Source organism: Flavobacterium sp. (assembly GCF_044339515.1).
Taxonomy (GTDB): Bacteria; Bacteroidota; Bacteroidia; order Flavobacteriales; family Flavobacteriaceae; genus Flavobacterium.
The window spans coordinates 1-11627 of sequence record NZ_JBIIVK010000031.1; the positions used below are offsets into that span (position 1 = coordinate 1).

At 34.8% G+C, this 11627-nt stretch carries 9 protein-coding genes; 7 read left to right on the top strand and 2 right to left on the bottom strand.

The annotated features are described in order from the left end of the window. The first annotated feature begins 276 nt into the window (after positions 1-276). The 7 genes from gcvP to ACIQ0M_RS09575 all read left to right on the top strand — a co-directional run bounded on the left by gcvP (position 277) and on the right by ACIQ0M_RS09575 (position 8043). Positions 277-3120 carry an aminomethyl-transferring glycine dehydrogenase gene (gene gcvP, locus ACIQ0M_RS09545; RefSeq protein WP_396151623.1) on the top strand — a complete coding sequence of 948 codons (2844 nt, stop codon included), beginning with the start codon at positions 277-279 and terminating at the stop codon, positions 3118-3120. Between the two features lie 218 nt (positions 3121-3338). Continuing rightward, the gene (locus tag ACIQ0M_RS09550) at positions 3339-3653 is read left to right on the top strand and encodes a group III truncated hemoglobin (RefSeq protein ID WP_396151625.1); all 315 of its coding nucleotides are present in this window, start codon (positions 3339-3341) and stop codon (positions 3651-3653) included. A 128-nt stretch (positions 3654-3781) separates the two neighbouring features. Then, positions 3782-4840 carry a 3-oxoacyl-ACP synthase III family protein gene (locus ACIQ0M_RS09555; RefSeq protein WP_396151627.1) on the top strand — a complete coding sequence of 353 codons (1059 nt, stop codon included), beginning with the start codon at positions 3782-3784 and terminating at the stop codon, positions 4838-4840. Positions 4841-5040: 200 nt separating this feature from the next. Beyond that, positions 5041-5562 carry a methyltransferase domain-containing protein gene (locus ACIQ0M_RS09560; RefSeq protein ID WP_396151629.1) on the top strand — a complete coding sequence of 174 codons (522 nt, stop codon included), beginning with the start codon at positions 5041-5043 and terminating at the stop codon, positions 5560-5562. 45 nt (positions 5563-5607) lie between these two features. Beyond that, positions 5608-6456: a glycosyltransferase gene (locus tag ACIQ0M_RS09565; protein ID WP_396151631.1), complete on the top strand. Its 849-nt coding sequence runs from the start codon at positions 5608-5610 to the stop codon at positions 6454-6456. Positions 6457-6538: 82 nt separating this feature from the next. Beyond that, on the top strand, positions 6539-7282 hold the full coding sequence (locus ACIQ0M_RS09570) for an MlaE family ABC transporter permease (protein WP_396151633.1): 744 nt from the start codon (positions 6539-6541) through the stop codon (positions 7280-7282). Next, on the top strand, positions 7279-8043 hold the full coding sequence (locus tag ACIQ0M_RS09575; RefSeq protein WP_396151635.1) for an ABC transporter ATP-binding protein: 765 nt from the start codon (positions 7279-7281) through the stop codon (positions 8041-8043). The genes ACIQ0M_RS09570 and ACIQ0M_RS09575 overlap by 4 nt, the downstream gene beginning before the upstream one ends. Before the next feature lie 6 nt (positions 8044-8049). Here the strand turns inward: ACIQ0M_RS09575 and ACIQ0M_RS09580 are convergent, their stop codons facing one another. Beyond that, positions 8050-10419 (bottom strand): cation:proton antiporter, encoded by a 2370-nt coding sequence (locus tag ACIQ0M_RS09580; RefSeq protein ID WP_396151637.1) that lies wholly within the window; start codon positions 10417-10419, stop codon positions 8050-8052. Positions 10420-10489: 70 nt separating this feature from the next. Beyond that, a complete protein-coding gene (locus tag ACIQ0M_RS09585; RefSeq protein WP_396151639.1) occupies positions 10490-11548 on the bottom strand; it encodes a mannose-1-phosphate guanylyltransferase in 1059 nt (352 codons plus the stop codon). Positions 11549-11627 lie beyond the last annotated feature (79 nt).

The following is an 11627-nucleotide window of genomic DNA, read 5'->3' on the forward strand; positions in this document are numbered from 1 at the left end:
ATTTACTAGAAAAATAACTACTTTTACTCATCGTTTTTTTTGTTTTGCAACTCTAAATTACGATAAGTTTTAAGAAGCCATTAATTTGGCTTCTTTTTTATTTATTTTTTATCGGACAACATTGAATCCAAATTATTAAAACATAAAAATTTGTTGATAAACTATCTTTTTGGTTGAAAAATTCTAAAAATATTAGTCGTTGTTTAACGAATAATTAAAATAGTAATAATTACTTTTGTATGTTTAAAACAACACCTATTTACTTCAAGAAATTACATGAAAACAGATGCATTTGCTTTACGCCATTTAGGTCCACGTGAGAGCGACTTAAATTACATGTTTAAAACCATTGGCGTTGAAAATTTTGAACAACTCATCTACGAAACTATTCCGGATGATATTCGTTTAAAAAAAGACTTGGATTTAGAACCGGCTCTAACTGAATATGAATATTTGAATCACATTCAGGAATTAGGCAAAAAAAATAAAGTATTCAAAACCTACATCGGATTAGGCTACCATCCCACTATTGTTCCTGCTGTTATTCAACGAAATATTTTTGAAAATCCGGGTTGGTACACGGCTTACACACCTTATCAAGCTGAAATTGCTCAAGGCCGCTTAGAAGCTATTTTAAATTTTCAAACTACTGTTATCGAATTATCCGGAATGGAAATTGCCAATGCATCTCTACTTGACGAAGGTACAGCTGCTGCAGAAGCGATGGCTCTTCTTTTAGATGTCAGAACGCGTGATCAAAAGAAAAACAACGTAAACAAATTCTTCGTTTCTGAGGAAATTTTACCACAAACACTTTCGGTTCTTCAAACAAGAGCAACTCCATTGAAAATTGAATTAGTAGTTGGAAATCATGAAACGTTTGATTTTTCTGCAGAATTTTTTGGTGCTATTCTTCAATATCCCGGAAAATTTGGTCAAGTAAATGACTATTCAGCTTTTATCGCAAAAGCGGCTGAAAATGAAATTAAAGTTGCCGTTGCTGCCGATATTTTATCATTAGCCAAATTAACCCCTCCAGGAGAAATGGGTGCTTCGGTTGTAATAGGAACCACGCAACGTTTTGGAATTCCAATGGGTTATGGCGGTCCACACGCTGCTTTCTTTGCCACCAAAGAAGAATACAAACGCTCAATGCCGGGAAGAATTATCGGGGTTTCCATTGATGTTAATGGAAACAGAGCTTTGCGTATGGCTTTGGGCACACGCGAACAACACATCAAACGTGAAAAAGCAACTTCAAACATTTGTACAGCTCAAGTATTATTAGCTGTTATGGCTGGAATGTATGCGGTATTTCATGGTCCAAATGGATTGAAATATATTGCTAATAAAGTGCACGCTTCAGCTGTAACTTTAGCAGATGCCTTAAACAAATTAGGCGTTTATCAATTAAATACCTCATTTTTTGATACAATTTTGGTGAAAGCAGATGCTCAAAAAGTAAAAGCCATTGCCGAAAAAAATGAAGTGAATTTCTTTTATGTTGATGCCGAAACGATTTCAATTTCTTTAAACGAAACCACTTCAATCAAACATATCAACCAAATTATTTCCATTTTTGCGGAAGCAGTTGGTAAAGAAAATGTGCCAATTAGTCAATTAGCCAATGAATCAATGGTACCTGAAAACTTAGTAAGAAAATCTACATTCTTGCAACACGACGTTTTCAACAATCATCATTCAGAATCGCAATTAATGCGGTATATCAAAAAATTAGAACGCAAAGATTTATCGTTAAATCATTCGATGATTTCGTTAGGTTCTTGTACCATGAAATTAAACGCTGCTGCCGAAATGTTGCCTTTATCGATGGCCAATTGGAACAGCATTCATCCTTTTGCCCCAATTGAACAAGCAGAAGGCTATCAAATCATGTTGAAAAAATTAGAGCATCAATTGAATGTGGTAACCGGTTTTCAAGGTACAACTCTGCAACCCAATTCAGGTGCACAAGGTGAATATGCCGGTTTAATGGCAATTAGAGCTTATCATCTTTCCAGAGGCGATAACCACAGAAATGTATGTTTGATTCCGGCTTCTGCACACGGAACCAATCCGGCTTCTGCTGCCATGGCAGGCATGGAAATTATCGTTACCAAAACCATGGATAACGGAAATATCGATATTGAAGATTTAAGAGCAAAAGCCATTCAACATGCAGCTAATTTATCATGCTTGATGGTGACATATCCTTCCACGCATGGTGTTTTTGAAAGTGCCATTTGCGAAATCACCAAAATCATCCACGATAATGGCGGTTTGGTTTATATGGATGGTGCCAACATGAATGCACAAGTTGGTTTGACAAATCCGGCCACTATTGGAGCGGATGTTTGTCACTTGAATTTACATAAAACATTTGCCATTCCTCACGGTGGCGGCGGACCAGGAGTTGGCCCCATTTGTGTGAACGAAAAATTGGTGCCGTTTTTACCTACCAATCCTATCATTCCAACCGGAGGAAGTCAAGCGATAACAGCAATTTCATCAGCTCCGTTTGGTTCTGCTTTGGTTTGTTTGATTTCATATGGCTACATCACGATGTTGGGTGCCGAAGGTTTAAAAAATGCTACGCAATATGCCATTTTAAATGCCAACTATATGAAAGCTCGTTTAGAAGCCCACTACCCCATTTTATACTCAGGAGAAATGGGAAGAGCGGCTCACGAAATGATTTTAGATTGCAGAGCTTTTGAAGAAAAAGGTATCAAAGTAACCGATATTGCCAAACGTTTGATGGATTATGGTTTCCATGCTCCAACAGTTTCCTTCCCGGTTGCCGGAACGTTAATGGTAGAACCCACCGAATCGGAAGATTTAGCTGAGTTAGATCGTTTTTGTGATGCGTTGATTTCAATTCGTAAAGAAATTGAAACTTCTACAAAAGACGACGCCAACAATATTTTGCGAAACGCTCCTCACACTTTAGCTATGGTAACTTCAGATTCCTGGACTTTCCCTTATACAAGAGAACAAGCCGCTTTTCCGTTGGACTATATTGCCGAAAACAAATTTTGGCCCACTGTTCGTCGTGTTGATGAAGCGTATGGCGATAGAAATTTAGTATGTAGCTGTGCTCCGATTGAAGCATATATGTAAAAAAGTGATTAGTCCTAAGTCATTAGTGATTAGTCCTAAGTAAATAGTTTAAGGTTTCAAATTAATTTTGAAACCTTTTTCTTTTCATAAATATTATATAAATCAAATTATTAATGTTTCATTCAAGTAACTTTGTATTCCAATCATAGTCAGAAATGAAAGATATCCTATCCTAAGACGATTTATACCTTCTTGTAGATGAATTCTACAAAAAACTCTTGTCCGACCCAAAAATCAGTTACATTTTTACCGATGTGGTCAAAATTAAGTTAGAAGAACACTTGCCCATCTTAGTTACTTTTTGGTCACAAGCCATTTTAGGAACGGGTGGTTACACCAATAACCTAACGCAGATTCATTTGGATGTAAATGAAAAAGAATATTTATCCCCTGAGTTATTTCAAATTTGGTTGAACCAATTTAACCATGCTGTTGATGAAAATTTTAGTGGAACAAATGCAGAGAAAATAAAAACCCAAGCCTTAAACATTGCTACCGTGATGCAGATAAAAATCGCTCAGAAAAAAGGCTAAAAAATGCGAGTTATTTAATTTTCAATATATAATTTTAAATAATTCACAAATCTATAGTATTTGTTGCTAACTATTGAAATTAAACAGACAATTATTGATAATTTCGTTAAGAATATGACCTTTAAATTATGAATATCAAAATAACCGGTTCAGGTAGTTACATTCCAACCGAAGTAGTAACCAACATCGATTTTGCTAAACACGTTTTTCTGAATGATGACGGGAGTCCCTTTCCGCAACCCAATGAAGTGATTGCCGAAAAATTTCGTGACATTACCGGTATTGAAGAAAGACGTTATGTAACAGATGATTTAAACACTTCTGATATTGCAACCATTGCTGCCAAAAAAGCCATTGAAGATGCCAAAATTGACCCTGAAACATTAGATTACATCATTTTTGCACATAATTTTGGTGATGTAAAAAAAGGAGCTATACAAACTGATTTATTACCAAGTTTAGCTTCACGAGTTAAATTTAATTTACGTATCAAAAACCCAAAATGTGTGGCCTATGATATGCTTTTTGGATGCCCGGGTTGGGTGGAAGGAGTCATTCAAGCACAAGCGTTCATCAAAGCAGGAATGGCCAAAAAATGTTTGGTCATTGGAGCTGAAACATTATCGCGAGTAGTAGATATGCACGATCGAGATTCAATGATTTATTCTGATGGTGCCGGTGCAACAATTATAGAAGCAACAGAAGACGAAGGCGGTATTTTAGCCCACGAAACAGCCACATTTACCTTTGATGAAGCCTATTATTTATTTTTTGGCGATTCTTTCAACAAAACACACGACCCCGATGTTCGATATATCAAAATGCACGGTAGAAAAATCTATGAATTTGCGTTAAGCCAAGTACCAAAAGCAATGGTTTCTTGTCTTGAAAAAAGTGGAATTCCCATTCAAGAAGTCAAAAAAGTGTTGATTCACCAAGCCAATGAAAAAATGGATGAAGCCATCATTCAACGCTTTTACAAACATTTTAAACAAACACCTCCCGAAGGCATCATGCCCATGAGTATTCATAAATTAGGTAATTCTAGTGTGGCAACCGTTCCAACTTTATTTGATTCCATTCTTAAAGGAAAAGTTAAAAATCAAGAATTACATAAAGGTGATGTTATAATTTTTGCCTCGGTTGGTGCCGGAATGAATATAAATGCAATTGTCTATAGAATGTAATATTTAGGAGCTAATCCTGCTTTTCGTTTCAAGTCCTCACTCAAAAAATGGTTTTTTTAGGTGGTTTTCAAGAGCTCCCATGGTCGCTTTGCCTCCCACAAAAAAACTCATTTTTTGAGTTCCGGGCTTTCCTCTTCAATCAGGGCTATTTCGTGCCAACATCAAATAATTTAGTACATTTGTGTCACGAAAACCAAACCATGTACGAAAAAACATTTCCCAACAAACGATTCAAAATCACGCTTGAATTTCTGGAAAAACACCTTGAAAAGTCAGAAACTATTCTGGATTTAGGGGTTGAAAATCCGTTTTCCTCCATCATGAAAGAAAATGGCTATTCAGTAAAAAATACTGCCGGTGAAGATTTAGATTTTGATCAATCCGGTTTGAAAAAAGAAGAGTATACTGCAGTTACTGCCTTTGAAATATTTGAACATTTACTCAATCCGTTCACAGTTTTGCAAAACATAAAATCAGACAAAGTGTTTATTTCCATTCCCATGCGTTTATGGTTTTCACCGGCCTACCGCAGCAAAACAGATTCGTGGGACCGTCATTATCACGAATTTGAAGATTGGCAACTCGATTGGCTGTTAGAAAAAACTGGATTTAAAATTGTGGATAGTTTGAAGTTTACTCATCCTACTAACAAAATTGGTTTTAGACCGATATTACGTTATTTTACAAATAGGTATTATTTGGTTTATGCTGTTCGTCAATAACAATATCAATTTCAAAATTCAATTTCAAAAATTGGAGTTTTCAAAATGAAGTATTATATCATCATACCCACCTATAACGAAGAAAAATTTATTTCACTCACTTTACAGTCGCTTGTGGAACAAACGGTTTTGCCTTCTAAAGTAGTAGTGGTAAATGATGGCTCAACCGATAAAACAGCTGAAATTATACAATTGTTTACTGAAAAACATTCATTTATTACTTTGGTAAACAAAACTTCCCAAGCCATTCATCTTCCCGGAAGCAAAGTAATTCAAGCCTTTAACAAAGGATTAGAAACAATTGATGACAACTATGATTTTATTGTAAAAGCAGATGCCGATTTGATTTTTCCACCCCATTATTTTGAAACAATCAGCAACCATTTTCAATCGGACAATCAAATTGGAATGGCCGGTGGATTTTGTTACATTAAAAAAAATGGCGAATGGATTCTCGAAAACCTAACTAACAAAGACCATATTCGCGGAGCAATAAAAGCCTATAGAAAAGACACTTTCAACCAAATTGGCGGATTAAAACCCGAAATGGGTTGGGACACTGTAGACGAATTACTTTGTAAATTTTACAATTGGAAAGTTGTTACAGATAATTCACTACGCGTCAAACACCTCAAACCCACAGGAGCAAATTACAATCAAGCCGCACGTTTTAAACAAGGCGAAGCGTTTTACAGTTTGGGTTATGGTTTTTGGATAACCGCAATTGCTTCGTTAAAACTAGCTTTGCTAAAGAAAAAGCCTTTTCTGTATTTTGATTATATTCAAGGTTTTTGGAAAGCAAAATCAGCAAAAAAACCATTATTGGTCACTTCAGAACAAGCAAAATTCATCAGGAATTATCGCTGGAAAAAGATAAAAGAAAAAATTTTGTAAGGTATATTTTTATTTATAAAACTGTTTTTATAAAACGGAGATTCTAAAACTCAAAACCGAAACTTTTTCCTATTTTTGCTTCATGCTAAAAATGCTTACACATATCGGAAAGTATTTCCTGATGCTCAAAGAAGTCTTCAACAAACCCCTTAAATGGAGTGCGATGAAGAACTTAATTTTTAAAGAAATCGATGATTTAATCATAGGCTCTTTGGGAATTGTGGCATTCATCTCCTTTTTCGTAGGAGGTGTGGTTTCTATTCAAACCGCATTAAACCTTACTAATCCGTTAATTCCGAAATACCTCATTGGTTTTGCTACCAGACAGTCAGTTATTTTAGAATTTGCACCCACTTTTATTTCCATCATTATGGCGGGAAAAATGGGTTCGTTTATCACTTCAAGTATCGGAACCATGAGGGTTACAGAACAAATAGATGCGTTGGAAGTAATGGGTGTAAACTCTTTGAACTACTTGGTTTTTCCAAAGATTATCGCTTTACTTTTATACCCTTTTGTCATTGGAATAAGTATGTTCCTAGGGATTTTAGGTGGTTGGATGGCAGGTGTTTATGGTGGTTTTACATCAAGTGACGAATTTATCATGGGATTGCAAACAGAGTTTATTCCTTTTCATATTACTTATGCATTTATCAAAACGATGGTTTTTGCAATAATTTTAGCAACAATTCCCTCCTATCACGGCTATTACATGAAAGGTGGAGCATTGGAAGTAGGTAAAGCTAGTACCGTTTCTTTTGTATGGTCATCGGTAGCAATTATTTTGGCCAATTACATTCTAACCCAATTATTGCTGAGCAAATGATAGAAATTAAAGACATAGAAAAATCATTTGGCGAAACAAAAGTTTTAAAAGGTATTTCCTCCGTCTTTGAAACCGGAAAAACCAACTTAATCATTGGTCAAAGTGGTTCAGGAAAAACCGTTTTACTCAAAACTTTGTTAGGCATCCATTCGCCGGATTCGGGGACAATTTCGTTTGACGGAAGAATTTATTCCGAATTAACCGCCGATGAAAAAAGAGCTTTACGAACAGAAATCGGAATGGTTTTTCAAGGAAGTGCATTATTTGACAGCATGACTGTAGAGGAAAATGTTGGTTTTCCGTTGAAAATGTTTACAAATCAAACTCCAAAAGAAATTCAAGAACGAGTGGATTTTGTTTTGAAAAGAGTGAATTTAATTGATGCTCATAAAAAGAAACCTTCTGAAATTTCGGGTGGAATGCAAAAAAGGGTTGCGATTGCCAGAGCAATTGTGAACAAACCTAAATATTTATTTTGTGATGAACCTAACTCAGGACTTGATCCAAAAACAGCGATTGTTATTGATAATTTAATAAAAGAAATTACAGAAGAATACGATATTACAACCGTTATTAATACCCACGACATGAATTCTGTGATGGAAATTGGCGAAAGAATCATTTTCCTCAAAGAAGGTATTTTAGCTTGGGAAGGCACAAAAAAAGACATTTTCAAAACAGACAACGAAGCCATTGTTGATTTTGTGTATTCCTCCAATTTGTTCAAAAAAATCAGAAAAGCACAGAATAAGGGAGAATAAAAGAATTTATTTTTTCTTAAACAATTTTCCTATCATTTTTGCCACGTCGTCAAGGCGTTCTAAATTCTCTGTAAAAGTGTCAAAGGCTCCCGGATCTCGCAAGTCAATTTTAGAATTTCCTTCAATTCCCAGTTGCAATGGATAAATTAAAATCACATTATTTTTGTTAAAATATTTGTTCATGTAGGTTGGGATCTGAATCATATTTGTATTAAATGACAAATTTGGTTTTCTACTCATAACTACAACTAGTGCATCATCTTTCACAATGTTTCTGGACAAGATTAAAAAGTCATCCCAATCAGAAAACACATTAAAACCAGCATCTACAGGGTGTTTTGCATGAATATCTTTGATGAAATTAATTGTAGTTTCACTCCCATAAAAAACAATTTTTGCACCGGTATTTTTTCCTAAATTCCATATTTTTAAAAGCCAAAAAGGAAATCCGATTTCTCGTTCTGCTCTTTCCGGAATCACAACGATGTATCTTTTTATAGTTGAAATGGGTTGAACAGACTTATAAATAAATGTAGTTGCGTTGCATTTATTCAAAACACCATCAGTTAACGGGCCATACATTGTATCGTTTGAACCTAAACTTTCTGTTTGTCCTAAAATAATATCTGAAATTTTTTGTTCCCTAACTACACTCGTGATTCCGTTTAAAATATTCAAATCATATCGCATTAACATATTTAGGCGATTATCCGTGGCAGAGGCGACAACTGCAGCTTTGTCTACAATTTTTTTTGCTTTAGATTCTTTAGATAATGAGGACGAATTGTTATTTATTACATTCAAAGCAAACAATCCTGTTTTATTTTTCTTTGATTTAATGGTTACAGCCAATTGAATCAGTTCTTCAACTGTGTCAATATTTTTCATCGGAATCAAAATACGCTCATCCCCTTCGATAGGATTGCCCTCTTCTTGTTCATCGGAGTCGTCTTCCATTAATGCAATGTTATAAGCTCCTTTCTGAGCCACAAAAGAAGCGATTGTACAAGTAACAAGAATCATCAAAATGGTTCCGTTAAGTACATTTTCATTTAACAAACGATTTGGCATTCGTATATCAGCCAAACGACCTTGGTTGAAAGACATTTCCGTTTTATCTGTTAACTTATATAATCCATTAGCAGGAACATCTGCTACATAAGCTTCGCTTCCAACTTTTGGAAAATCACCTTTTCTAAAATCTTTAAAAACCAATTCCGAGAGATTTTCGGTTGTAAGTTTGTTGTTTTTTAGGTGAATTTCATTGTATACAGTCACGCTTTTATAATCTACAATAATATTGAATCCAACCAAAACAGCAGCTAGTGTTGCAGCGGCTTGAGCATTACTTAAACCAAAAATCAGCTTTCTTTCATTTTTTGTATAACCAAATAATTTTTGTGTAATTAAGGCAGGTAGGTATTTTCCAATGATTGCCACAACAGTCATAATTGCAGCAACTTGCAAGGTATCCCAATCTTTGATAAATGCTTTGTAATCAATGAGCATTCCGACTCCAATCAAAAAAAAAGGAATAAAAAGTGCATTCCCTACAAATTCTATTCGATTCATCAATGGCGAAGTATGGGGAATAAGTCGATTCAATGCTAATCCGGCTAGGAAAGCACCAATAATCGCCTCAATTCCTGCCAACTCGGCTAGCGTACAGCCCAAAAAAACCATCGCCAAAACGAATATATATTGAGAAATATTATCATCAAATCGTTTAAAAAACCACCTACCAATAATAGGAAAGAGAAGCATAACAACCAGTCCGAAAGCAATAACAGAAAGGCCTAACCTTATCCAAAACTCCTGATTAATTTCTCCTGTTTGCATTCCGGCAATTACTGCTAAAACCAAAAGTGCAAGGGTGTCAGTAATCATTGTTCCTCCCACGGCTACTGTAACTGCTCTGTTTTTAGCAATACCTAACTTACTGACTAAGGGGTAAGCAATTAATGTATGCGAAGCAAACATACTCGCTAATAAAATTGAAGTGGCAATTGAAAAATGCAAGATATAAAGACTCACGACAGTCCCTAAAATCATTGGAATTGAAAATGTCAACAATCCAAAAACTAAACTCTTTGAGCTATTTTTTTTGAACTCCGCCAAATCAATTTCTAATCCGGCCAAGAACATAATATATTGTAAACCAACCGTTCCAAATAAAATAATGCTCATATCGCGAGCAATAAGATTAAAACCATTTGGTCCAATGAGAGCACCGGCAATAATCAATCCGATTAGATGAGGAATTCGTAATTTATTTAAAACAATCGGAGCAAATAAAATGATGAACAGTATTAAAGAAAACAATAATACCGGATTTTTGAGTGGTAAAGTAAAATCTATTCCAACTAAAAAAAGCATAGTTCCTAATTTAAAAATTAAAAATAATAATATTACTCTTCCAAAAATAATTTATAAAATGTCATCTATTTTAAAAATTCAATCTAGAAACAATCTGCTTAATATCCTGTTCTTTCCCTTTGGGATAAACTAACAATACATTTCCCTGATCAACAACAATGTAATCATTTAAACCATCAATAATCACTAACTTTTTTCCCTCTGTTCGGATAATATTATTTGAGGCATTTTCTAAGACTACTGTAGCATTGACGATGGCATTATTCTGTTCATCTTTATCTAATTTTTCATGCAAAGAACCCCAAGTCCCTAAATCATTCCAATCAAAATTGGCAGGTAGAACATATACATTTTTAGCCTTCTCTAAGATGGCATAGTCAATTGAAATATTTTCTGCTGAAGCATAATTTTGATGAATGAAATCAATTTCTGCTTCTGTGTTATACTTTTCAAAACCTTCTAAAAACAATTGATTCATTTGAGGTTGAAAAGTAGAAAAAGCCTCTGTTATTGATTTGACAGACCAAATGAAAATGCCGCCATTCCACAGGAAATTACCACTTTCCAGAAAAGATTTTGCCGTTTCATAATCAGGTTTTTCTCTAAATTGATTTACTTTTTTTATGGGATTTGAATCGGTTTTATCAAATTCAATATAACCAAAACCGGTATTTGGAAATGTAGGTTGAATACCTAACGTCATCAATGCATTTTCGTGCTGACAATAATCAAAACATTGTTGCAAATTTGATATAAAAGCGGTTTCATCTTCTATCCAATGATCGCTTGGAGCCACGACCATCAAAGCATTGGGATTCATTTTTTGAATTTTTAGCGAAGCATATAAAATGCACGGAGCGGTATTTCGCATAGCCGGTTCCAATAAAACTTGTTCTTGTTTCACCATCGGCAATTGAGTAAGAACCAAATCATTGTACTTTACATTGGTTAAAATCAAAATGTTTTCTGCCGGTATTAATTTTGACAATCGGCTGAACGTTTTTTGAATCAACGTTTCCCCTGACCCTAACATATCGTGAAATTGCTTTGGAAAATCGGTTGTGCTTACCGGCCAAAACCGTGAACCCACTCCACCGGCCATTACTATTGCGTAATAATTTTTGTTCATTTTATTTTTTTCTGCAAATGTATTTGTGAAAATATAGGGTATTCAATTACATTCTTTTAAATGTTTATTTCATTCGATG

Excerpts from the sequence above, each read along its gene's own strand:
- gcvP (WP_396151623.1), top strand. The coding sequence starts at position 277 with ATGAAAACAGATGCATTTGCTTTACGCCATTTAGGTCCACGTGAGAGC.
- ACIQ0M_RS09555 (WP_396151627.1), top strand. The coding sequence starts at position 3,782 with ATGAATATCAAAATAACCGGTTCAGGTAGTTACATTCCAACCGAAGTA.
- ACIQ0M_RS09560 (WP_396151629.1), top strand. The coding sequence starts at position 5,041 with ATGTACGAAAAAACATTTCCCAACAAACGATTCAAAATCACGCTTGAA.
- ACIQ0M_RS09565 (WP_396151631.1), top strand. The coding sequence starts at position 5,608 with ATGAAGTATTATATCATCATACCCACCTATAACGAAGAAAAATTTATT.
- ACIQ0M_RS09570 (WP_396151633.1), top strand. The coding sequence starts at position 6,539 with ATGCTAAAAATGCTTACACATATCGGAAAGTATTTCCTGATGCTCAAA.
- ACIQ0M_RS09575 (WP_396151635.1), top strand. The coding sequence starts at position 7,279 with ATGATAGAAATTAAAGACATAGAAAAATCATTTGGCGAAACAAAAGTT.
- ACIQ0M_RS09580 (WP_396151637.1), bottom strand. The coding sequence starts at position 10,419 with ATGCTTTTTTTAGTTGGAATAGATTTTACTTTACCACTCAAAAATCCG.
- ACIQ0M_RS09585 (WP_396151639.1), bottom strand. The coding sequence starts at position 11,548 with ATGAACAAAAATTATTACGCAATAGTAATGGCCGGTGGAGTGGGTTCA.